The 23,406-nt window shown below is 55.9% G+C and carries 23 protein-coding genes; 9 read left to right on the top strand and 14 right to left on the bottom strand.

Annotation, left to right across the window (positions count from 1 at the left end; genetic code table 11):
• Positions 1–50: 50 nt before the first annotated feature.
• On the bottom strand, positions 51–713 hold the full coding sequence (gene folE / locus ACUTQ5_RS03230) for a GTP cyclohydrolase I FolE (protein WP_445650055.1): 663 nt from the start codon (positions 711–713) through the stop codon (positions 51–53).
• A 247-nt stretch (positions 714–960) separates the two neighbouring features.
• Positions 961–2,118 carry a YbfB/YjiJ family MFS transporter gene (locus tag ACUTQ5_RS03225; protein WP_445650054.1) on the bottom strand — a complete coding sequence of 386 codons (1,158 nt, stop codon included), beginning with the start codon at positions 2,116–2,118 and terminating at the stop codon, positions 961–963.
• A 106-nt stretch (positions 2,119–2,224) separates the two neighbouring features.
• Here ACUTQ5_RS03225 and ptrR point away from each other — a divergent pair, with 106 nt between their 5' ends.
• The 3 genes from ptrR to fghA all read left to right on the top strand — a co-directional run bounded on the left by ptrR (position 2,225) and on the right by fghA (position 5,401).
• On the top strand, positions 2,225–3,142 hold the full coding sequence (gene ptrR, locus ACUTQ5_RS03220; protein WP_445650053.1) for a putrescine utilization regulator PtrR: 918 nt from the start codon (positions 2,225–2,227) through the stop codon (positions 3,140–3,142).
• Between the two features lie 149 nt (positions 3,143–3,291).
• On the top strand, positions 3,292–4,419 hold the full coding sequence (locus ACUTQ5_RS03215; RefSeq protein WP_445650245.1) for an S-(hydroxymethyl)glutathione dehydrogenase/class III alcohol dehydrogenase: 1,128 nt from the start codon (positions 3,292–3,294) through the stop codon (positions 4,417–4,419).
• Positions 4,420–4,558: 139 nt separating this feature from the next.
• Positions 4,559–5,401 (top strand): S-formylglutathione hydrolase, encoded by an 843-nt coding sequence (gene fghA, locus ACUTQ5_RS03210; protein WP_261431097.1) that lies wholly within the window; start codon positions 4,559–4,561, stop codon positions 5,399–5,401.
• A gap of 473 nt (positions 5,402–5,874) precedes the next feature.
• Here fghA and gsiD read toward each other — a convergent pair whose 3' ends face one another.
• The 6 genes from gsiD to ACUTQ5_RS03180 form a co-directional block, all read right to left on the bottom strand.
• Positions 5,875–6,783, bottom strand: coding sequence for a glutathione ABC transporter permease GsiD (gene gsiD / locus ACUTQ5_RS03205; protein WP_445650052.1), 909 nt, complete (start codon positions 6,781–6,783; stop codon positions 5,875–5,877).
• Positions 6,784–6,792: 9 nt separating this feature from the next.
• Positions 6,793–7,713 (bottom strand): glutathione ABC transporter permease GsiC, encoded by a 921-nt coding sequence (gene gsiC, locus ACUTQ5_RS03200; RefSeq protein ID WP_445650051.1) that lies wholly within the window; start codon positions 7,711–7,713, stop codon positions 6,793–6,795.
• 50 nt (positions 7,714–7,763) lie between these two features.
• Positions 7,764–9,302, bottom strand: coding sequence for a glutathione ABC transporter substrate-binding protein GsiB (gsiB, locus tag ACUTQ5_RS03195; RefSeq protein WP_445650050.1), 1,539 nt, complete (start codon positions 9,300–9,302; stop codon positions 7,764–7,766).
• A gap of 23 nt (positions 9,303–9,325) precedes the next feature.
• On the bottom strand, positions 9,326–11,203 hold the full coding sequence (locus ACUTQ5_RS03190) for a dipeptide ABC transporter ATP-binding protein (protein WP_445650049.1): 1,878 nt from the start codon (positions 11,201–11,203) through the stop codon (positions 9,326–9,328).
• A gap of 19 nt (positions 11,204–11,222) precedes the next feature.
• A complete protein-coding gene (locus tag ACUTQ5_RS03185; protein WP_445650048.1) occupies positions 11,223–12,167 on the bottom strand; it encodes an isoaspartyl peptidase/L-asparaginase family protein in 945 nt (314 codons plus the stop codon).
• 345 nt (positions 12,168–12,512) lie between these two features.
• Entirely contained in the window at positions 12,513–13,049 is a 537-nt protein-coding gene (locus ACUTQ5_RS03180) for a DUF924 family protein (protein WP_445650047.1), read from the bottom strand.
• Between the two features lie 94 nt (positions 13,050–13,143).
• Here ACUTQ5_RS03180 and moeA point away from each other — a divergent pair, with 94 nt between their 5' ends.
• Both moeA and moeB read left to right on the top strand, forming a co-directional pair.
• Complete coding sequence (moeA, locus tag ACUTQ5_RS03175; RefSeq protein WP_445650046.1) at positions 13,144–14,382, top strand: molybdopterin molybdotransferase MoeA; 1,239 nt, start codon at positions 13,144–13,146, stop codon at positions 14,380–14,382.
• 2 nt (positions 14,383–14,384) lie between these two features.
• Positions 14,385–15,140, top strand: coding sequence for a molybdopterin-synthase adenylyltransferase MoeB (gene moeB, locus ACUTQ5_RS03170; RefSeq protein ID WP_445650045.1), 756 nt, complete (start codon positions 14,385–14,387; stop codon positions 15,138–15,140).
• A gap of 87 nt (positions 15,141–15,227) precedes the next feature.
• Here the strand turns inward: moeB and ACUTQ5_RS03165 are convergent, their stop codons facing one another.
• The 3 genes from ACUTQ5_RS03165 to cynR all read right to left on the bottom strand — a co-directional run bounded on the left by ACUTQ5_RS03165 (position 15,228) and on the right by cynR (position 18,478).
• Positions 15,228–16,820 carry an ABC-F family ATPase gene (locus tag ACUTQ5_RS03165; RefSeq protein ID WP_445650044.1) on the bottom strand — a complete coding sequence of 531 codons (1,593 nt, stop codon included), beginning with the start codon at positions 16,818–16,820 and terminating at the stop codon, positions 15,228–15,230.
• A gap of 192 nt (positions 16,821–17,012) precedes the next feature.
• Positions 17,013–17,426 (bottom strand): MchS3 family protein, encoded by a 414-nt coding sequence (gene mchS3 / locus ACUTQ5_RS03160; protein ID WP_445650043.1) that lies wholly within the window; start codon positions 17,424–17,426, stop codon positions 17,013–17,015.
• Positions 17,427–17,560: 134 nt separating this feature from the next.
• On the bottom strand, positions 17,561–18,478 hold the full coding sequence (gene cynR / locus ACUTQ5_RS03155; protein WP_445650042.1) for a transcriptional regulator CynR: 918 nt from the start codon (positions 18,476–18,478) through the stop codon (positions 17,561–17,563).
• A 114-nt stretch (positions 18,479–18,592) separates the two neighbouring features.
• Here cynR and ACUTQ5_RS03150 point away from each other — a divergent pair, with 114 nt between their 5' ends.
• Both ACUTQ5_RS03150 and cynS read left to right on the top strand, forming a co-directional pair.
• Positions 18,593–19,246, top strand: coding sequence for a carbonic anhydrase (locus ACUTQ5_RS03150; protein ID WP_445650041.1), 654 nt, complete (start codon positions 18,593–18,595; stop codon positions 19,244–19,246).
• 22 nt (positions 19,247–19,268) lie between these two features.
• Positions 19,269–19,739, top strand: a complete 471-nt coding sequence (cynS, locus tag ACUTQ5_RS03145) for a cyanase (protein ID WP_012005966.1) — start codon at positions 19,269–19,271, stop codon at positions 19,737–19,739.
• 54 nt (positions 19,740–19,793) lie between these two features.
• Here cynS and ACUTQ5_RS03140 read toward each other — a convergent pair whose 3' ends face one another.
• The 3 genes from ACUTQ5_RS03140 to ACUTQ5_RS03130 form a co-directional block, all read right to left on the bottom strand.
• Positions 19,794–20,285: an AAA family ATPase gene (locus tag ACUTQ5_RS03140; protein WP_445650040.1), complete on the bottom strand. Its 492-nt coding sequence runs from the start codon at positions 20,283–20,285 to the stop codon at positions 19,794–19,796.
• A 176-nt stretch (positions 20,286–20,461) separates the two neighbouring features.
• A complete protein-coding gene (locus ACUTQ5_RS03135) occupies positions 20,462–20,809 on the bottom strand; it encodes an antibiotic biosynthesis monooxygenase family protein (protein ID WP_445650039.1) in 348 nt (115 codons plus the stop codon).
• The gene (locus ACUTQ5_RS03130; protein WP_445650038.1) at positions 20,806–21,870 is read right to left on the bottom strand and encodes a cytochrome P450; all 1,065 of its coding nucleotides are present in this window, start codon (positions 21,868–21,870) and stop codon (positions 20,806–20,808) included. Before ACUTQ5_RS03130 ends, ACUTQ5_RS03135 begins: the two co-directional genes overlap by 4 nt.
• 81 nt (positions 21,871–21,951) lie before the next feature.
• Here ACUTQ5_RS03130 and ACUTQ5_RS03125 point away from each other — a divergent pair, with 81 nt between their 5' ends.
• Positions 21,952–22,635, top strand: a complete 684-nt coding sequence (locus tag ACUTQ5_RS03125; protein ID WP_445650037.1) for an ArsR/SmtB family transcription factor — start codon at positions 21,952–21,954, stop codon at positions 22,633–22,635.
• Positions 22,636–22,698: 63 nt separating this feature from the next.
• Complete coding sequence (locus ACUTQ5_RS03120; RefSeq protein ID WP_445650036.1) at positions 22,699–23,406, top strand: glutathione S-transferase N-terminal domain-containing protein; 708 nt, start codon at positions 22,699–22,701, stop codon at positions 23,404–23,406.

Below are 23,406 nucleotides of genomic sequence, written 5' to 3'. Positions count from 1 at the left end.
GCCATTAAAAAGGCGCCCGCAGGCGCCTGTTCTTGTGCTTTAAACCCACATCACCCCTGATGTCGCACCGCACGCAGGAATTCCTGACGGGTGTTTTGGCTGGACTTGAACAGCCCACCCAGCGAGGTGGTGGTGGTGGCGCTGGTCGCATCGCGGATACCGCGCGCCTTAACACAATAATGGACCGCATCAATCGATACTGCCACGTTATTGGTACCCAGCAGGGTTTGCAATGCCACCAGGATCTGCTGTGTCAGACGCTCCTGCACCTGTGGGCGCTGGGAGAAGAATTGCACGATACGGTTGATTTTCGACAGGCCGATCACCGCATCTTTCGGAATATAGGCCACGGTCGCTTTACCGTCGATAGTCACGAAATGGTGTTCACAGGTGCTGGTCAGGGTAATGTCGCGCACCGTCACCATTTCATCGACCTTCATCTTGTTTTCGATGACCGTAATTTTTGGGAAATTCGCGTAGTCCAGGCCGGAGAAAATTTCATCTACATACATCTTGGCAATGCGATGAGGGGTTTCCGCCAAGCTGTCGTCGGACAGATCGAGATTAAGCAGCTGCATGATTTCCGTCATATGCTCTTTAATACGGCGCTTGCGCGTCTCACGATCCAGCACTTCACCACGCAACGGGGTTTCCAGGCCACGCTCTTCGAGCGCCGCATGAACCAGAACAGCTTCTTTACTTAATGATGTCATTTCATCTCTCCAACGGACCTGAACTCGCCAATCCGGCTGCTTTACCGAGCAGACTGGTGAATTGCATACTCTCCTGACGGCAGAGGTTTCCGTAATTGATAACGCGAACCCGGTCAAGATTTTGTCCCCACTCTAGATGAGAGTGAGGGGATTATCCAGCGATTGTGCTTCATCAGCAGGTGAAATATTCGCATTTAGCACAATCAGGCCCGCTGCGGCTATTCCACGTTTTTTGTGCGGAATTTAATCACAACCCCGTCGGTTTTCGTGCCAGCTCACGCGTCGGGGTATTCACCACCAACAGGCCGGCAACGATCAGCGCCACCACGGCGACATATAACGCCGGTTCCAGGCGATGGGTCAAGGCAGTGGACAGCGCCGACAGCGTCGGGCCGACCAACTGACCCATCGCATAACCGGTGGTCAACAGCCCCGCCATATAACGCGCATGATTGGGTGCCAGTTCCCTGCCATGCTGAATAGATAGCTGCACCACGCTGAGGAAGCCACCGCCGGTCAACAATGCCCCCAACGCCAGCCCGGCGACCCCCGGCACGATTTCCGCACTCAAGACCCCCAGTGCCTGTACCCACAGAGTCATGGCCAGACGCGTTTGGGTGGTCAGCTTGTGACGAGTCAGGATACCGATAACAATACCCAGCACCGCTGCCCCACCGAAGATCGGCCAGACAAATTGGGCGAACATGCTGCCGGGAAAGCGCGCGGCGGCCATTTGCGCCAGAAAGGTGGCCGGCAGAATATAGCCAAAGCCCGCCAGGCTGTAGCTCCATACCAGCCGCTTCAACGCCGGAGTCAACAGCAGAGGCTCCGGTGCCACATCAGGACGATGCAATTCACCGGCCTTCGGCAGGTTAATGCTGATTGCGCCAATCAACACCAACGCCAACACGCCGTACACCAGCCAGGCCTGAGACGCCGTCAGCGCCAGGCTGTGAATGCCTACCGCCAGCATGCCGCTGATAAAAATCCCGGCCCCCGGCCCAGCGAAGACCGCTGCACTGAGCGCTGGGCGGCCATAGTGAGCCAGCCGTTCGTTGGTCCAGGCCGCCACCAGCACCATCGCCCAGCCGCTGGCCCAACCAATCAGGAAACGCACGGTGCCGTGCCACCATTCGCCCTGCCCCCAGGCCGAAAGCAAGGTCAATGTTACTGCCCCCCACACCCCCAGCCACAGCCGACGTTCAACATGTCGGTTGGCGCGCATCGCATCATAGGCACCGCACAGATAACCCAGGTAGTTAATGGCCGCCACCAGCCCGGCGCCGGTCAAGGTAAACTGGTGCTCGGCAATCATCAGCGGCACCTGTGGGGTAAAGGCGAAGCGACCTATTCCCATGGCTACGATCAATGCAATAAAACCACTCAGGGCAATTCTTAAAGCCATGTAGAGTATCCAGACTGTTAAAAGAAAGTTGCCAGTATCATGCCGCAGCATTACACTCACAAAAACTGAATAATACTAATCAAGTTCATCACGAAAAGAGAAGACAATGGATCTCACCCAGCTCCGCATGTTCTGCAGCGTCGCCGAAACCGGCTCCGTCGCCCGTGCCGCCGAGCAGTTGCACCGCGTCCCCTCGAATCTGACCACCCGCCTGCGTCAGCTCGAACAGGAACTGGGCACCGATCTGTTCATCCGCGAAAAACAGCGCCTGCGCCTTTCGCCAATGGGCCATAATTTTCTCTGCTACGCCAACCGCATTCTGGCTCTGAGCGAAGAAGCCATGAGCATCACCCATGCCGGCGAGCCGGCAGGCAACTTCGCCATAGGTTCGATGGAAAGCACCGCCGCCACCCGCTTGCCGACGTTACTGGCAGCCTATCACCAACGTTTCTCACAGGTATCACTGTCGCTGACTACGGGTACCTCCGGCGAAATAACCGAACGGGTACGCGCCGGTACGCTGGCGGCGGCACTGGTTGATGGGCCGATACAGTATGACGAACTTAACGGCTGTATCGCCTTTCCCGAACATATGGTGGTGATTTCTTGCCTCGATCACCTGCCGATCCACAGCGCCAAAGACGCCAAGGGCGAAACGCTGTTTGCCTTCCGCGCCAGTTGCTCTTATCGCTTGCGGCTGGAGTCCTGGTTCAAGCGCGAAGGCGTATTGCCGGGCCAGGTGATGGAAATCCAGTCTTACCACGCCATGCTGGCCTGCGTCGCCAGTGGGGCCGGGTTGGCGATGATCCCGCATTCGGTGCTGAGCCTGCTGCCGGGCCATGAGCGGGTAAAAGTGCATACCCTACCGGACGACATCGCCCAAACTGCCACCTGGTTACTGTGGCGGCGTGATGCCTTCGGCCCGAACGTTCGCGCCTTGAAAGAATTAATTATTGAACAAACCGAAACCGCTATTGTTGAAAATACAAACCCTGTTTCATCAGGTGTTACTGGCATAGCTTGATAAAATATAAACCCAAATTAATTGGCGTTGCAGCCAGGCGGCAAGTACATGAATCCCCAGGAGCTTACTTAGGTAAGTGACTGGGGTGAGTGTATGCAGCCAACAACGCTGCAACTTCAAGTAAGAAGGGTAGACCACTGGAGACTATGATGGAAATGATCAAAACCCGTGCCGCCGTTGCCTGGGGCCCGAACCAGCCGCTGAAAATCGAAGAAGTGGATCTGATGCCACCTCAAAAAGGCGAAGTGCTGGTACGGATCGTCGCCACCGGCGTCTGCCATACCGATGCCTATACTCTGTCAGGCGCCGATCCTGAAGGCGTATTCCCAGCGATCCTCGGACATGAAGGCGGCGGCGTGGTAGAAGCCATCGGTGAAGGCGTGACCAGCGTAGCGGTCGGCGATCACGTGATCCCGTTGTACACGCCGGAATGTGGCGAGTGCAAATTCTGTAAATCCGGCAAAACCAACCTGTGTCAGGCGATCCGTGCCACCCAGGGCAAAGGCCTGATGCCGGATGGCACTACCCGCTTCTTCAAAGATGGCAAACCTATCTTCCACTACATGGGCACTTCAACCTTCTCCGAATACACCGTAGTGCCGGAAATCTCCCTGGCAAAAATCAGTAAAGAAGCCCCGCTGGAAGAAGTCTGCCTGCTGGGCTGCGGCGTCACCACCGGCATGGGCGCGGTAATCAACACCGCCAAAGTGCAAAAAGGCGATACCGTGGCCATCTTCGGCCTCGGCGGCATTGGCCTGTCAGCCATCATCGGCGCCCAAATGGCCGGTGCGGGCCGTATCATCGGCATCGATATCAACACCAGCAAGTTCGACCTGGCACGCAAACTGGGTGCCACCGACCTGATTAACCCGAAAGACTACGATAAACCGATTCAGGACGTGATCGTCGAACTGACCGACGGCGGCGTTGATTTCTCCTTCGAGTGTATCGGCAACGTCAACGTGATGCGTTCGGCGCTGGAATGCTGCCACAAAGGCTGGGGTGAATCGGTGATTATCGGCGTTGCCGGTGCCGGCCAGGAAATTTCTACCCGTCCGTTCCAACTGGTGACCGGTCGCGTATGGCGCGGTTCCGCCTTTGGCGGCGTGAAGGGCCGTTCGCAACTGCCGGGCATCGTCCAGCGTTATATGGACGGCGAGTTCGCGCTAAATGACTTTATTACCCACACCATGGGGCTGGAGCAGATTAACGAAGCGTTCGATTTGATGCACGAAGGCAAATCCATCCGTTCCGTTATTCACTTCGACCCAAAATAATTCGAGTTGCAGGACGGCGACAAGAGCGGGAGACCCGATGAGCTTACTTTAGTAAGTGATTCGGGTGAGCGCTTGCAGTCAACACACCTGCAGTTTGAAGTATGACGGGTATCGACAAAAAATAAGACTGGAGGCAAAGATGACCTTGTCATTAGAACTTCTCGAAGAGCACCGTATGTTCGGCGGCTGGCAACAGCGTTATCGCCATGCGGCGCAGAGCCTGAATTGCAACATGACTTTCAGCATCTATCTGCCGCCACCGCGCGATGATAACCCGCCACCAGTGCTGTACTGGCTATCGGGGCTGACCTGCAATGATGAAAACTTCACGCTGAAGGCCGGCGCGCAGCGTATCGCCGCCGAGCTGGGGTTGGTGCTGGTGATGGCCGATACCAGCCCACGCGGCGACGATGTGCCCAATGATGAGGGCTATGATCTGGGCCAGGGGGCCGGTTTTTATTTGAACGCCACCCAGGCGCCGTGGGACAAGCACTTCCGCATGTACGACTACATCAGCGACGAGTTACCGGCGTTGATCAATCAGCATTTCAGCGTCAGCGATCGCCAGTCGATCTTCGGTCACTCAATGGGCGGCCACGGCGCACTGGTAATGGCATTGCGCAATCCGCAGCGTTTCCGTTCGGTGTCGGCATTTGCGCCCATCGTTAACCCCTGCCAGGTGCCATGGGGGCGTAAAGCCTTCGCCGCCTATTTGGGTAACGACGAAAGCCAGTGGCTGCAGTATGACAGCTGCCACCTGCTGGCGAGCGGCGCGGAAAAAATGCCGGTGCTGGTGGATCAGGGTGACGACGATCAGTTCCTGGCGGATCAACTGCAACCGGCGAAGCTGGCCGAGCTGGCGCGCCAGCGCGACTGGCCGCTGACCCTACGCATCCAGCCGGGTTACGACCACAGCTACTTCACCATCGCCAGCTTTATCGAAGACCACCTGCGCTTCCACGCCGAACATCTGTTCCGTTGATCAGCCCTGACCGCTTGCGATGATCAGCATCGCAAGCGGTTATTCTTCCAGATATCACCGTCAGTTAACGCTCTCGGCCAGTAAACCAATAATAAACATCTGCAAACCAGGTTAATAAGGCTTTGGTACCGATCACTGTAATCACCGCGATTGCAACATCCACATAACTATTACAGGGTTTCATAATTAGCAGTGATGAATGCTCAATTTAAGAGAATGAAATAAATATCCAAATGGCTATAAAAATGCAGTCTTTCATTTACACGCCCATGTAGAAAAACCATAAAGCCGTCAAAAAAAAAGGTAATACTCCCCCTTTGGAAATAAAATAAAAATAACCATTGATTATAGTGATATGACTAAAACAATAATTATATTAACGTATCCGGTGAAATTACCGAATACGTTAATATGTAAAATTTAACTAAACGATTAACACATCGAATATTAACTGCTATTAATTTAACTTTATTCTATCCCTTTAATTTCGGATCCAGCGCGTCACGCAGTCCGTCGCCCAGCAGGTTGAACGCCAGTACGGTGATGAATATTGCCAGACTGGGGAAAATTGCCACATGCGGTGCCATCACCATATCCGCCCGCGCCTCATTGAGCATCGCGCCCCACTCCGGCGTTGGTGGCTGTGCACCCAGGCCGAGAAATGACAGGCTGGCGGCGGTGATGATCGAGGTGCCAATACGCATAGTAAAATACACCACAATCGACGAAATCGTCCCCGGCAGTATATGTCGCAGGATGATGGTCCAGTCGGAAGCGCCAATGCTGCGCGCAGACTCGATATAGGTCAGATGCTTCAATACCAGCGTATTGCCGCGCACCAGCCGGGCAAACGCCGGAATGCTGAAAATCGCCACCGCAATAATCACGTTGGACATACCGCTGCCCATCATCGCCACCACGCCAATCGCCAATAAAATACCGGGAAAGGCAAACAGCACGTCACAGATGCGCATGGTAATGCGGTCCCACCAGCCCTCGTAATAGCCAGCCAGCAGGCCCAACAGCGTGCCGAACAGCCCGCCAACCAGCACCGAGAACACCCCGGCGGCCAGCGAAATACGGGCACCCATTAGAATACGGCTGAAAATATCTCGCCCAAGGGAATCTACCCCCAACCAGTGCACCAGCGAAGGGCCTTCGTTCAGGCGGTCATAATCAAAGTAGTTTTCCGCGTCAAACAGCACCAGGTAAGGTGCCAATAGCGCGGCAACCACCAGCAACAGCACCAACAGCCCGGCGACCAGCGCCACCCGTTGTTGGCGGAACCGCCGCCAGAACTCATGCCAGGGTGTGCGCACCGCATTAGGGTTAATCGTCGGCATCGCCTTCATTGCGGCGTTGCGTCGCCAATGCTTAATCATCCAGCGTCCTCATTTGTAGCGTATCGCCGGGTTAATTGCCGCATACAGCAGATCCACCAACAGGTTAATCAGAATAAACTCCAGCGAGAACAGCAAAACCTCGGCCTGAATCACCGGATAGTCGCGCATCTCCACCGAGTCGACCAACAGCCTGCCCAGCCCTGGCCAGTTGAATACCTTTTCCACCACGATCGAGCCGCCGAGCAAAAAGCCGAACTGTAGCCCCATCATGGTGACCACCGGGATCATCGCATTGCGCAGGCCGTGCTTCACCACCACCAAGGTTTCCGGCACGCCCTTGGCACGCGCGGTGCGCATATAGTCTTCCTGCAGCACCTCAACGAACGAGGCGCGGGTAAAACGTGCCATCACCGCCGCTACCGCCGCCCCCAGCGTGATAGAGGGCAATATATAATGCCGCCAGCTGTCGGCTCCCACCGTCGGTAACCAGCCCAGCTTGACCGAGAACACCTGCATCAGCAGCATACCCAACGCAAAAGCGGGGAATGAGATGCCGGAGACCGCCAGCGCCATGCCAATACGATCCGGCCAGCGGTTGCGCCAAACGGCAGACAGCATACCGATGCCCATACCGAAGAATGTCGCCCATAACATACTGGTCAGCGTCAGCCACAGGGTCGGCATAAAGCGCGAGCTAATCTCTTCGCTTACCGGCCGTTTGGAGACCATCGAGCTGCCAAAATCGCCCTGCAGCGCATTGACAAAAAAATGTACGAACTGCTGCGGCAGCGGCTTGTCGAGCCCCAAATCCGTACGCACCAGTTGCACCACCGCCTCGTCGGCCTCCGGCCCCGCCGCCAATCGTGCCGGATCGCCAGGCAACAGATGGACAAACAGAAACACCAGCACCGCGACAATCAGCAGCGTCGGGATCAGGCCCAGCAGCCGTTTCAGAAAATAATTAAGCATCTTGGGTGAATCCCCTCACCCCGCCCTCAGTGAGAGCGGGGATTGGCGCCTTATTTAAGGTCAGCGTTATCAAAGTTGAACGAGGTATCTGGCATGACGTAGAAACCGCTCAGCTGCTTGTTATTGGCCGACAGCAGGCGTTCGGTCACCAGGAAGATCCACGGCGCATCGGCCCAGATACGATCCTGCGCGTCCTTGTACAACTTCTGCTTTTCGGTGCGATCGGTGGTCGCCAGCGCGCCCGTCAGATCCTTGTCCACCTGCGGGTTACTGTAGAACGCAGTGTTGAACTGCTTGGGGGGGGCCGCCTGAGTAGAGAACAGCGGCGACAGCGCCCAATCGGCCTCGCCGGTCGACGCGGACCAACCGGTATAGAACATACGCACGCCGGTGTCTTTCACCCCAACGCTTTCTACCTGTGCCGCACGCTGACCGGCATCCATCGCCGTCACCGTCACTTTCACCCCAACCTGCGCCAGCTGCTGTTGAGCAAACTGCAGCACTTTCTGCGCGGTACTGTGGTTATGGGACGACCACAAAGTGGTCGTGAAACCGTTCGGATAACCGGCCTCCTTCAGCAATTCGCGCGCTTTGGCCGGATCGTATGGCCAGGGCTTATAACGGGTGGCGAAGTCAATCGCCGGCGGCACCGGGCCTTCCGCCGGTACCGCGTAGCCGGAGAACGCTACCTTGATCAGCGCATTCTTGTTGATGGCGTAGTTCAGCGCCTGACGTACTTTCAGGTTATCAAACGGCTTCTGGGTGACATTCAGGCTGATATAGCGTTGCAGAATCGACGGCGCGGCTACCAGATCGAGTTTGGCATTGCCTTCCAGCACCTTGGCCTGCTCATAAGGGATCGGGAAAGCAAAGGTCGCTTCGCCGGTCTGCAGCATCGCCGCACGGGTATTGTTATCGACGATCGGACGCCAGGTGATGCTGTCGAGCTTCGGCAGCCCCGGCTTCCAGTAGCCGTCAAACTTCGTCACCTTGACGAAATCGGTCTGGTTCCAGGTCACGAACTGATAAGGGCCGGTACCCACCGGATGGAAACCAATTTCCTTGCCGTACTGCTTCAGCGCTGCCGGGGAAATGATCACCGCCGCCGGATGTGCCAGGTTATTGATAAACGCCGAGAATGGCGCTTTCAGCACGATTTTCACCGTTGTGGCATCCACCACGTCGGTTTTATCGATCATCTTGAACAGGTTGTAGCGCTTGAGGTGGTTGTCCGGGTTGCTGGCACGATCCAGGTTCACCTTCACCGCTTCGGCGTTAAAATCGGTGCCGTCATGGAATTTCACCCCCGGATGCAGTTTGACGGTGTAAGTCAGACCATCCGGACTCACCTCATAGCTGTCTGCCAGCACATTAACCAGCTTCATGTCCTTGTCGAAACCGAACAGGCCTTGATAGAAGGATTTGGCTACGGCCTGCGACAGCGTGTCGTTGGCATCATAGGGGTCAAGCGTGGTGAAGTTGGACGCGACAGCGATCACCGCATCTTTCGCCGCCCAAGCTGGGCCTGCTCCCATTGCCGCCAACAGCACAACGGCCGCCAATGCCTTACGTTTGAATGTGTGCTTCATGGTGCTTGCATCTCCTGAGGTCATTAAAAGGCACCGACGATCGGATGACGGGCAACAAAGTGTCCGGGGCCAACCTGCACCAGCGGTGCGGTAACGGGTTCATCACCCAGCGAGCGGATCGGGCTGGGAATTTCATCGACCAACAGCGGCTGGCGTTTATGCGCATGGACCGGATCGGCCACCGGCACGGCCGCCATCAACTTGCGGGTGTAGGCATGTTGCGGGTTATCAAACACGGCGCGGCGCGGGCCAATTTCGACAATCTGCCCGAGGTACATAACCGCAACGCGATGACTGATGCGCTCCACCACCGCCATATCATGGGAAATAAACAGGAAGGCAATGCCAAACTCCCGCTGTAAATCGAGCAGCAGATTGACGATTTGCGCCTGAATCGACACGTCGAGCGCCGACACTGATTCGTCGGCGATCACCACTTTAGGGTTGAGTGCCAAGGCGCGCGCAATGCAGATCCGCTGCCGCTGCCCGCCGGAGAACTCATGCGGATAGCGGTGTGCGTGTTCCGGTTTCAGGCCGACACGCTCCAGCAGCCAGGCCACCCGCTCTTGCGCCGCCTTGCCGCGCGCCACGTTATGCACCAGCAAGGGTTCCATAATCGAAAAGCCGACGGTCAGACGCGGGTCGAGCGAAGCGTAAGGATCCTGGAAGATAAACTGAATATCCCGCCGCAGATGCTGCAACGCCGGGCCTTTCAACTGATTAATCTGGCGACCGTCAAAGGTAATGGTGCCGCGCTGGCTATCCACCAGCCTCAGCAAGGAGCGACCAGTGGTGGATTTGCCGCAACCGGATTCCCCCACCAGCCCCAGCGTTTCGCCGGGGTAGAGGTCAAAACTGACGTTTTCCACCGCGTGCACCCGGCGGGTAACCCGGTTGAGAATACCGCTGCGCAAATCGAAGCGCGTGACCAAATTCTCTACCCGCAGGATCGGTGCCGCACCGAGCGGTACGGTATCCTGCGGCCCACCATTGTCCACACCATTCGGCAGCGGGAACTTAGCCGGAAAGTCCTGGGTCGCCATCGAACCAAGTTTTGGTACCGCGGCCAGCAATGCCTGGGTATAGGGCTGTTGCGGGGCGGCAAACAGTTCGCGCACTGGCCCCTGCTCCACCAATTCCCCCTGGCGCATCACCAATACCCGGTCGGCAATTTCCGCCACCACGCCCATGTCATGGGTGATGAAAATCACCCCCATCTGCATTTCCTGCTGCAGCACGCGGATGAGCTGCAGGATCTGCGCCTGAATGGTGACGTCCAATGCGGTAGTGGGTTCATCGGCAATCAATAGTGCCGGCTTGCAAGACAGCGCCATGGCGATCATCACTCGCTGGCGCATACCGCCAGAAAGCTGATGCGGGTAGCGGTTAAGCACGTCTTTAGCTTCGGGAATGCGCACCAGATCGAGCATCTGTAAGGCGGCCAGTTTGGCGGCCCGATGATCCATCGCCTGATGCAGGCGCAGCGATTCGGCAATCTGTTCGCCCACCGGAAACACCGGGTTCAGCGAAGTCATCGGCTCCTGAAAGATCATCGCCATATCGGCACCACGCACCCTGCGTAACGTGCCCTGAGGTGCGCGAGCCAAATCGAGCAGCTCGCCGTTTCGCCGACGCAATGACATGCTGCCGCTGACGATGTTGCCACCGCCCTGTTCGACCAGGCGCATCAATGCCAGCGAGGTGACAGACTTGCCCGAACCGGATTCACCGACGATCGCCAGCGTTTCACCGCGATCAACATCAAATGACAGCTTACGTACCGCATCCAGGGTGTCGCCCTGTTGATGAAACTGAATGCTGAGATCGCGCACCGACAGTACGCGCTGCGGCGGTAGCCACAACCCCGGCTCGGCCGTGAGCGACATTAAGGTCTCGGTCATGTCCCCTCCTGGTGAACGGTTAGCGGTAAATCCCTACGGACGGCGCATCGCCGACATAACCAAAACCGCGGTACATCCCCTCGCTGTTAAACGGCAGCGCCACGTTGCCCCGACTGTCGATGGCAATCATGCCGCCGCTGCCGCCCATCGCCAGCAGTTTTTCCATTACCACCCGGTCGGTAGCCTGCTGCAGGCTGAGACCGGCGTATTCCATCAGTGCGGAAACGTCATAGGCCGACACGCCACGCATGAATATTTCGCCGGTACCGGTGCTGGACACCGCCACGGTGGCATTGTTGGCATAACAACCGGCACCAATGATCGGGGTATCCCCCACCCGACCGGCCTGTTTGTTGGTCATGCCACCGGTCGAGGTCCCCGCAGCCAAATTGCCCAAAGCATCCAGCGCCACCGCGCCGACGGTACCGAACTTGCGGTCGGGATCGAGCGGCTCAGCGCCATCATGATCGAGCAATACTCGGCCTTGCTCCGCCTGGGTGCGGTGCAGCTGGTCAAAACGTTGTTGGGTAAAGAAGAAATCGGGGGTAACCATTTCCAGCCCATGGTCGGTGGCGAACTTCTCCGCCCCCTCACCGGCGAACAACACATGCTGGCTATTTTCCAGCACCGCGCGTGCGGCCAGTATCGGGTTGCGTATCCGGCTGACGCCCGCCACCGCACCGGCATCACAGGTACGCCCGTCCATCACGCAGGCGTCCAGCTCATGGGTACCCTGATGAGTAAACACCGAGCCTTTACCGGCATTAAACAACGGGCACTCCTCCAACAAGCGTACGGCTTCGGTCACCGCATCCAATGCGTTGCCGCCCTGGGCCAGGATCTGCTGACCTGCGGCAACAATGCCGGATAACGCCTGAATATACTCCTGTTCCTTTTCAGCATTCAGCGCCGAGCGGGTAATTGCGCCCGCGCCGCCATGAATGGCAATCACTGGTTTGCTCATATGCCTGACGCCCTGTGTTAATCCCGCACCGTTCCCGGGCTGATAATTAATTATTTTTTCTTTTCCCGACTATATTTAGCCCTACATTCTATGTAAAGCATTAAGTCAACGCTCAGCATTCAGCGTAGTCCGCTTAGATTATTTCGCACATTGAAATAGCTTAATGGAATAAAAACAGTGTGTTAGAGTGGCGCGAAAAAGCCATAAATAATGATTGGGATTTTTGGTAAAAGCAGCGACCAGATAGACAACTATTATCCTGAGAAATAACCGATAGCTCTGAATATTTAACCGTCACAGGTTCAACCTGCTGTTTTTTAGCAGGCTGAACGCAGATGATAATATTTAGAACCCGGAACCCGGCAGCAACAGAAATGCCTCTTCTTCCGGAGTTGAGACGCGGCCTAATATCGCATTACGGTGCGGGTAGCGGCCAAAACGGTCAATAATGGCCTTATGCCGCAATTCGAACTCCAACTGGTCACCATTATCCAGCTCGGTATACAACACCAGCGCCTGCTGATGGATCTGCGCCGATTCCGAGTGCATAAACGGCAAATAGAGAAAACCCCGTTGTTCCTTGCTGAGTTGCCCACATTGCCCGCTGCGGATCGCTTCTTGTGCCAACACCAGCGCCATGCAATCGCTGGCAAATGAACGCGGCGTGCCACGGAACAGGTTGCGGCTGAACTGATCGAGCACAATCACCTCCGCCAGTCGCCCCTCAATGGTTTCTCGCCAGTGCGCCAACTCCCCGGCAGCGGCGGCCTGCCAGATTTGGCCAAAGCGCATATGCAGCAGGCGATCGAAATCATCATCCTTTTTGAACCACAAAGCCGGTTCGATCTCGTCAAACCAAAAGTCTAATACCTGTCTGTGCATCACTGCCTCCTGTTGTTTACATCAGCATAGCATCCTTCATAATACCCCCACATTGCCGCTATTTATCGCGCACCCTGATTACGGAGTTCCCCCGATGGATCATTGCCATACTTCCGATCTCATTTCCCTGGAGCAGGCACTGGAGAAGATGCTCAGCCAGCTCTCCCCCCTGCAGCAGACCGAATCCATTGCCCTGACCGCCGCCGCAGGCCGCATTACCGCTGCCCCGGTCATTTCGCCGATTGACGTACCGCCGTTTGCCAATTCGGCTATGGACGGTTACGCCGTGCGCCTGGCGGATTTGCAAGCCAACGCGCCGTTGCCGGTGGCGGGCAAAGCCTTTGCCGGTGCCCCGTTTGATGGCGACTGGCCGACCAATACCTGCCTACGTATTATGACCGGCGCTCCTGTCCCTGTAGGCGCCGAAGCGGTGATCATGCAGGAACAGGCCGAGGTGAGCGATGCAGGGGTGCGCTTTACGGCCGAAGTTCAAGCCGGGCAAAATATTCGTCTGGCAGGGGAAGATATTCGCCAGGGCGCAGGCGTGTTGCCCGCAGGTGTCCGACTGGGTGCCGCGCAATTGCCGCTGTTGGCCTCGCTTGGCGTTGCCGAAGTTCAGGTGATGCGCAAGCTGAAAGTCGCGGTGTTCTCCACCGGCGACGAGTTACAACCGGTCGGCCAGCCGTTACAGGCAGGGCAAATCTACGATACCAATCGCTTTGCGGTGCGCCTGATGCTGGAACAGCTGGGCTGCGAGGTGATCGATCTGGGCATTATCCGCGACAATCAAGCAGCGCTGCGCGCCGCTTTCGATCAGGCGGACAGTCAGGCCGACGTGGTGATCAGCAGCGGTGGCGTTTCGGTCGGTGAAGCCGACTACACCAAGCAGATGCTCGATGAACTGGGTGAAGTCAGCTTCTGGAAACTGGCAATCAAACCGGGTAAGCCTTTTGCCTTCGGCAAGCTGAAACACGCCTGGTTCTGTGGTCTGCCGGGCAACCCGGTTTCTGCCGCCCTGACCTTCTACCAGTTGGTGCAACCGCTGCTGGCAAAACTGGCAGGTCACAGCGACTGGCAGTTGCCACCGCGTCTGCAAGCGCGCGCATTGACGCCGTTGAAGAAAGCGCCGGGCCGTCTCGACTTCCAGCGCGGGGTATTTAGCAGTAACGCCCAAGGCGAGTTGGAAGTCAGCAGCACCGGCCATCAGGGCTCGCACGTGTTCAGTTCGTTCAGCCAGGGGAACTGTTTTATCGTACTGGAGCGCGATCGCGGCTCTGTCGCAGTGGGTGAAAAAGTGGAAATTGAACCCTTTAACGCCCTGCTGAGGAGCTAAGCATGCTGCCGGAATTAACCGATGCCGAAGCATTGCGCTATAACCGCCAGATTATCCTGCGCGGTTTCGACTTCGACGGTCAGGAAAAGCTGAAAGCCGCACGGGTGCTGATTGTCGGCCTGGGCGGTTTGGGTTGCGCCGCTGCGCCCTATTTGGCTGCGGCAGGGGTAGGTCATCTGACGCTGGTTGATTTCGATACCGTTTCGCTCTCCAACCTGCAACGCCAGATCCTGCACCGCGACGCGCGCATTGGCATGGAGAAGGTTAATTCGGCGCGTATCGAGCTGAGCGCCATCAATCCGCATATCCATATTGATGCCGTTGACGGACAGCTGGACGATGAACAGATGACTGCACAGATTGCCGCCAACGATCTGGTGCTGGACTGTACCGACAACGTGGCAACACGCGATCTGCTCAATCGCCTGTGCCATGCGCAGCGCAAACCGCTGGTATCCGGCGCGGCGATCCGTATGGAAGGGCAACTCAGCGTCTTCACCTACCAGGCCGATGAACCTTGTTACCGCTGCCTGAGTCGGTTATTCGGCGACAACGCCCTCACCTGCGTCGAGGCCGGTGTAATGGCACCCTTAGTGGGCACCATCGGCACTCTGCAGGCTATTGAGGCCATCAAACTGCTGACGCAATACGGCCAGCCACTCACCGGCAAACTGCTGATGTTTGATGCGATGAGCATGCAGTTCCGTGAGATGAAGCTGCCGAAGGATCCGCAGTGCGAGGTATGTGGCGGGGAATAGCAGACACAAAAAAGGCGGGAATACTCGCTCCCGCCTCAGATTACTGGTCAATTTACAGGCGCTGCATGCAACGCCCCTACCAGTGTGTTACACGATACCCTGGCTACGCAGATAGTCTTCGTAGTTGCCGGTAAAGTCGATGACCTTGGTCGGTGTCATTTCCAGTACGCGGGTCGCCAGCGAGCTGACGAACTCACGGTCGTGGGAAACGAAGATCAGGGTGCCTTCGTACATTTCCAACGCCATGTTCAGCGATTCGATGGATTCCATATCCAGGTGGTTGGTGGGTTCATCCATAATCAGGATGTTAGGGCGTTGCATCATCAACTTGCCGAACAACATGCGGCCCTTCTCCCCCCCTGACAACACCTTCACTTTCTTCTTGATGTCGTCCTGGCTGAACAGCAAACGACCCAGTACGCTGCGGACTGCCTGCTCGTCGTCTTTTTCCTGCTTCCACTGGCTCATCCAGTCGAATACCGTCAGGGTATCATCGAACTCGTATTCGTGATCCTGCGCGTAGTAACCGATCCTGGAGTTCTCAGACCATTTCACGCTGCCGCTGTCCGGTTGTGCATCACCAACCAGGGTTTTCAGCAGGGTAGATTTACCGATACCGTTCGGGCCCAACACCGCCACTTTCTCGCCCACTTCAACCATCAGATTGAACTTGCTGAACAGAGGACCGTTGTCGAAGCCTTTGGCCAGCGCTTCCACTTCCAGTGCGTTACGGAACAGTTTTTTGTCCTGTTCGAAACGGATGAACGGGTTCTGACGGCTTGAAGCCTTAATTTCTTCCAGCTGGATCTTATCGATCTGACGGGCACGTGAGGTTGCCTGCTTGGATTTGGAGGCGTTGGCACTGAACCGGCTGACGAACGACTGCAGTTCGTTAATCTGTGCCTTCTTCTTGGCGTTATCCGCCACCAGACGTTCACGCGCCTGAGTGGCCGCCGTCATATATTCGTCGTAGTTGCCCGGATATACGCGCAGTTCGCCGTAGTCCAGATCCGCCATGTGAGTACACACCATGTTCAGGAAGTGACGGTCGTGCGAAATGATAACCATGGTGCTGTTACGCTCGTTCAGCACCTGTTCCAGCCAGCGAATAGTATCGATGTCCAGGTTGTTGGTGGGTTCGTCGAGCAGCAGGATTTCCGGATCGGAGAACAGTGCCTGCGCCAGCAACACACGCAGTTTGAAGCCAGGTGCGATTTCGCTCATCGGGCCATAATGCTGTTCGACCGGGATGCCAACACCGAGCAGCAGCTCGCCGGCACGCGCTTCGGCAGTGTAACCGTCCATTTCGCCGTAAGCCACTTCCAGATCGGCTACTTTATAGCCGTCTTCTTCGCTCATTTCGGCCATAGCGTAAATACGGTCACGCTCTTCTTTCACTGCCCACAGTTCATGGTGGCCCATGATAACAGTGTCCAGCACGCTGTATTGCTCAAAAGCAAACTGATCCTGACGCAGTTTACCCAGACGCTCGTTCGGATCGAGGAACACGTTGCCGCCGCTCGGTACCAGATCGCCGCCCAGGATTTTCATAAAGGTGGATTTGCCGCAGCCGTTGGCCCCGATCAAACCATAGCGGTTACCGCCACCAAATTTTACAGAGATGTTTTCAAACAGCGGCTTACTGCCAAACTGCATAGTAATGTTGTTAGTGCTTAACACAGCGCTCGCTCTTCATATCATTAGGAATGTGATTTGGCGCGCATTATGCCATAACGGTGATAAGAGATCGCGGGAAGTTTTGGTGACAATTTGAGCAATGATGCGGTGGCAGAAAAAGCCAGGCACCACGCGGTGTTCTTAAGGCCGGAGGCAGTAAATCCCATCCGGCGGATTGAGGGGAAATAAATACACTCACCAGCAGCCATGCTTTAAGATAGTGAAATAGACCTCTTTAAATTTTTCTGTCCTTAAAATATCCCCTTTCAATACCGAAACCTGTTTATCCCACTCCTGGGCAAAATCGGCTTCGCCGTTGTTGTTAAGCTTTTTTAAGCCACAGGCGGCATAAAGTTTGGCTTCTGGCGTTGCCTGCGGATTTTTGGCAATGCGCAAGAAAATGGCTCCCGCATCCTGATAGGTTAGGATTTTTATTAACTCGGTCTCGCCAACGCTGCCAATACCAACAAACCCATTCATTCCCAAAGAGAAGTTGTTAACCCTGGATAAAACATTTTCTGTCTCTTCACTGCTTTGCTCAGCGGTATAGCCGTAGAAGGAACAGAAAGAGACAACGAACAAAGTCACAACGCGAAAAATCATTTTCATAAAAGTCTCCCTATTCAACCGGTTTTATACCCTAAATAATTGGAGTTGCATCAAGGCGGCAAGTTTGTAAATCCCCAGGAGCTTACTCAGGTAAGTGACAGGGGTGAGCAAACGCAGCCAACACAGATGCAGCTTCAAGTATGACGGGTATAGACCGGGTTGGCATGTGCCGACATCAAATCCTGCTGATGTAAAACCGCTACAAACGCCTGCGATGCCGCGCTGCGGTAAGCGCTCTTACGTTGCAGTAATACCGCCCGACGCGCCGGCAAGGCGGCGACAAGTTGCACCGACCGCAACTGCGGATCCGCCTGGGCAATCGCCGCCGGTAGAATGGTGGCCAGTTGACCACGGCGCACAATCTCGAGGATAGCACCAATCGCATTGGCCTCTACCGCCACCAGCGGGCAGATACTCTGCTGGCGGCAATAACCATCGATGAACTGACGGGTAGCAAAATCTTCGCTCAGCAAAGCCAGGGGTTGCCGTTCAAGCTCCTCCGCCGTCAAAGGGTGTTGCCGTTGGGCCAAAAGATGATCTGCGCCAACCACCATATTCAACGATTCACTAAACAGGTCTGTGGCCTCGATATCTACCGACTGCGCCTGGCCAAAAGCAATCCCCAAATCCAACCTGTCCTCTGCCAGCAACGCCTCGATTCTGTCCTGCGTCATTTCCTGAATACTCAGAGATATGCCCGGATAACGCCGATAAAAGGCATCGATAACCGGGCCAACCAGATAGGCGCTAAAGGTCGGCGTCATTGCCAACCTCAGATTGCCGCGCTCCAGCGTCGCCACGTCATGGATCGCGCGTACGCCTTCATCCAGATCCTGCAACGCAAGACGGGCATAGCGCATCCAGGCCACACCGGCATCGGTCAGGCGCACCGTACGGCCACTGCGATCAAACAGCGGCGTACCCAGCGTTTCCTCCAGCTGTTTGATTTGCTGTGACAGCGTGGGCTGCGAGACGTGCAGCACTTCGGCAGCGCGGGTGAAGTTGCCCTGCTCGGCAACGGCCAGAAAATAACGAATATGTCTTAACAGCATAGCGCCCCTACTATAAGTAATTCCTATGACAATCATTATAAATGGGTCTTAGACCCTATAGCCAGAGCGGCGCAAGATACATCCATCGCTTAACAGCCCCCTGATGGAGACAGTATGAAAGAGGTTATTGAAGGCTTTTTGAAGTTCCAGCGCGAGGCGTTTGTCGAACGCACGGCACTGTTTCAACGGCTGGCGACCCAGCAGAGCCCGCGCACCCTGTTTATCTCCTGTTCCGACAGCCGCCTGGTGCCGGAACTGATTACCCAGCGCGAACCGGGCGACCTGTTCGTGATCCGCAATGCTGGCAATATCGTGCCTTCGTTCGGCCCGGAACCCGGTGGGGTCTCCGCCTCGGTGGAATATGCCGTCGCTGCGCTCGGGGTTGAAGATATCGTGATCTGCGGGCATTCCGACTGTGGCGCAATGACCGCCATCGCCACCTGCCAGTGTCTGGAACATATGCCGACCGTGGCTAACTGGCTGCGCTATGCCGACTCCGCCAAGGCGGTCAATCAGGCTTATCAGCATGCATCCGACAGCGAGAAAGTCAATTCGATGGTGCGTGAGAACGTCATCGCACAGCTGAACAATATCAAAACCCACCCATCGGTGGCATTGGCGCTTGAACAAGGCCGGTTGAAGCTGCACGGTTGGGTGTATGACATCGCCAGCGGCGGCATTGAAGCGCTGGATGGCGAAACCCGCCGTTTTATTCCGCTGGCCACAAATCCTGAGGTCACGGCAACCCCTGCCGTATCACGCTTTTAATTTCATTTATTAAGGAAACATTATGACTCAGTCACTGCACTACTCATCCCCCCGCGAAACCCTGACCGACACCATTATGATGGCCAAGATCCGCAAAAACCTGACCTTCGAAGCGATTAACCAGGGCACCGGGTTAAGCCTGGCGTTCGTCACCGCCGCTTTGCTCGGCCAGCATCCGCTGCCGGAACAGGCCGCCCGCGTGGTGGCAGAGAAGTTGGATTTGGATGAGGACGCCATTCGCTTGTTACAGACCATTCCGCTACGCGGCAGCATCCCCGGCGGCGTGCCGACCGACCCGACCATTTATCGCTTCTACGAAATGGTGCAGATCTACGGTTCCACGCTGAAAGCCCTGGTGCATGAGCAGTTTGGCGACGGCATTATCAGCGCCATTAACTTCAAGCTGGATATCAAAAAGGTACCGGACCCGGACGGTGGCGAACGCGCAGTAATCACCCTCGACGGTAAATACCTGCCGACCAAGCCTTTCTGATAACCCGATGAATAAGGCAGCGCCCACATAAGGGCCTGCCTTATTACGGGACGCTCAGGAATAGCGTATAACGCTCAAACACTCTTCTTCTGCGGGGGGAACAAAGTACTGAGTAAGTAGATCGAATGTCTCTTCGCTTAACGTAAAGGGATGGTCACCCTGCTCATTTCTGAGCTTTATCCGGCTTTTACATAATGCATCACTGACATCGATAAAATGCAGACAGTGGTCAACGCCAGCTCGCTCGGCTAATTGCCTTGCCCACAACCGCCGATCGGGCGTATTCATCGGAAAATCCAGCACTACCGACAGCCCATTACGCAACAGCTGCACAATATGCTCGCTCAAAACTTCGCGTAGCCGGGCTGAGTAGTGAACATAATCCTGCAAAGTCGCCATCTGCTGTTCATACAGCGTCGCCAGCCAGTTATCTTCGACCATCAGCAGCGTTTGGGGCTGCTGCGCAAGGCTGTGCGCTATCGTTGATTTGCCTGAACCGGCTTTGCCACACATCATATGTAAAACTGAGGGGGAATGGTTTTTCATGGGTTCCTCCAAAGGGATAATTACCAGCAGGAGGAAGCACTTAACCCGCCTGGCTGGCGGGTTTTCGCTTAAAACAGACGCGCTATCCCACCACTCTGTGAATGGTGATAATAATCTGCGCGAATGCAAAACGGTTTCTGTTCATAAGCTATCAATAAGATACCCCCCAAGAATTGTCAATCAGCATGATAGCCGCGGCTGTCCTGCGGCACCTGCCCCCGTTGATCCAGACCATAGTCACGCACCACCTCCGCCACCCGCAGGCGATACTGTGCCAGCACGCCATGGCGGCCACGTTTTTGTGCGGCGCGGTGCTGCTCGATATTGCGCCACTGCTGGACTGCCGCTTCATCACGCCAAAAAGACAGTGACAGTAGCCGCTGCGGATCGGCCAGGCTTTGGAAGCGTTCAATCGAAATAAATCCGTCTATCTCTGCCAACAGTGGCTTCAATTCAGTCGCCAACTCAAGATAGGTTTCGCGCTGGCCGTCGGCGGCCTGCAGTTCAAAAATAACGGCAATCATAGTGATTTCCTGTCAGAGGTAAATTCGGGCACGCGCGCATTTTGCGAAACCCACCAACGGGCGTTGTGCAGCAGTTGCAGATCAAGACCCAATGCTGATAAATGCTGAATGCCACACCGCGCGATAATTCTTGCCCAATCCGCCCCCGGGCAGCGATGTACACCCTCACCAAAAGCAAAACTTTCGGCCCCCGTACACAACAACACCAAAACCCTCTGCCCAGCCAATATCGGGTACCCCGCCACCTGCGTATCCCGTAGCGCAAAACGGCGGGTATTCTGAATCGGGGGTGCGTCAGACAAGACTTTCTCAATCAGTTGCTGCGCACTCCCCGCGTGGCTGCGCTTCAGCAGCAATGCCTGGCCGATTAAGCCGGCGGTTCCTTCACAGGCCTGAAACATCAAGCCAATGGCATTGACCATTGCTATCTGACGATCAATACCGTGCATCGCGCATGAATGCTGTAACCCCAACCATAATGGCCCGCAACAGCCTTCCAGATGTGCTAATACGCGCCCCGCAGCCAGGATCCCTCTTTCCACCTGCTGCTCACTGCCACCTGGCGCAATGCAGCGGGAAAAATCCAGAATGTCGTCGACTAATGCTGGCCATTCGCCGATAGGAACACCCAGCAGTGAAGCGATAACACACACTGGCAAGGCATAGTTAAATCGAGTGAGCTGGTTTGCGTCCGGCAAGGAAACCATTAATTCTTGCGCTACGGCCAATGCGGTGTTCTCGATCCGCGCCGCATCAAAAACAGATAACGTCTGCAAGATGGTCGCTTTGAGTTTGAGATGTTGCTCACCATCCTGCATGCGCACCAGAGCACCGAAAATAGACTGTGCAGGCGTATTTAACAACGCAGCAGGAATAGGTTCATGTGCTGGGCGCACCCCAAAATCGCTACTGTGCAAAATCTCACGGACTGCCGCCGGGGAAGCCACGACCCAACATTGCAAGTCCGGCTGAAATGCCATCGGCACCATCTGCATATAGTCAGCGAGTGGATCTTCAGAAGTAACAGCAGCAAGAGCACGGGAATAGGGACAAACCGTCATGATGTTCTCCGTTGAACTGGACCAGTGTGAAAACCCATCCTAGCGCTAGCCCTGCAGCCATACTTTGTCTAATCTCGAAGTATGAACAACATCGATATTGAAGATCGTCTTACCGCATTGACCGCCGCGATTGCCGACCGCAGCCGGGCACGCATGTTGTGCCTGTTGATGGATGGGCGTGCCTATACCGCTACCGAACTGAGCGCGGCGGTGGACGTTGCCGCCTCTACCGCCAGCGGGCATCTGGCACGTTTGCAGGAGCAGCGCTTGATCGTCTGCGTCAGGCAGGGGCGCTATCGCTATTTCCGCCTGGCAAGCCCGGCGGTGGCTGCCGTACTGGAAACGCTGATGGCGCTGGCCGGTGTCGAAACGCCGGTGGTGAAAAGCACTACCCCAACCTCATTGCAATTTGCACGCACCTGTTACGACCATATGGCCGGGGAGGTGGCGGTAAAACTGCATGACCGCCTGCACCAGCTAAGCTGGCTGGAGGGCGAAGAAGACTACCAATTGACGGACAGCGGCCGCACTGCGTTAACCGAACTAGGCATCGACTGTTCGGCTGCGCTTTCACGGCGGCGTTTTGCCTGTGGCTGTCTGGACTGGAGCGAACGTAAGGCTCATCTTGGCGGCGCACTGGGTGCGGCTGTGCTCAGTACTTTTATCGATCGCGGTTGGATCAGGCGTCAGCTTGAAAGCCGCGAGTTACAGCTCACCCCCGCCGGTAAAAAAGCGCTGACAGCACATTTTGGCCTCACGCTTTAACCCTGCGCCGCGTTAACTTTGCTGCAATACTCAATAGGCAAATCGTCAACCCGAGGACTCGTCATGCTCGACCAAAGCCAATTCCCGATCGTCAAACGCTGGCCCGCTCAACACCCGGAAAGACTACAACTTTACTCATTGCCTACGCCCAACGGGGTCAAAGTCTCCATCATGCTGGAGGAAATCGGTCTGGCTTATGAACCGCACCTGATCGATATCGGCAACAACGAAACCTGGACGCCCGAGTTTCTGTCGTTGAACCCGAACGGCAAGATCCCCTCGATCATCGATCCTAACGGCCCGAACGGTAAACCGCTGGCGCTGTTTGAATCCGGCGCTATTCTGCTGTACCTGGCGGAAAAAAGCGGCAAATTCCTGCCACAGGATCCCGCTCTGCGCTACGAAACCATCCAGTGGGTATTTTTCCAGATGGCGGCAGTGGGCCCGATGTTCGGTCAACTCGGCTTCTTCCACAAATTCGCCGGTCGCGAATATGAGGATAAACGTCCGCTGGAACGCTATAAAAATGAATCCAAACGCCTGCTCGGCGTACTGGAAACCCGGCTTGCAGGCCGTGACTGGATCATGGGCCAGGATTACAGCATTGCCGATATTTCATTGCTGGGCTGGGTACGTAACCTGATCGGCTTTTACGAAGCCCGTGAGTTGGTCGAGTTCGATAGCTTCCCGCGGGTAAGGCAATGGCTGGAACGCGGCCTGGCCCGTCCGGCAGTACAACGCGGCCTGAATATTCCCGTCCGCAGCGAATAA

This window comes from Serratia sp. NA_112.1 (assembly GCF_052691715.1).
The sequence above is the reverse complement of the archived record's forward strand: the minus strand, read 5'-3'. Positions and strand labels throughout refer to the sequence as shown.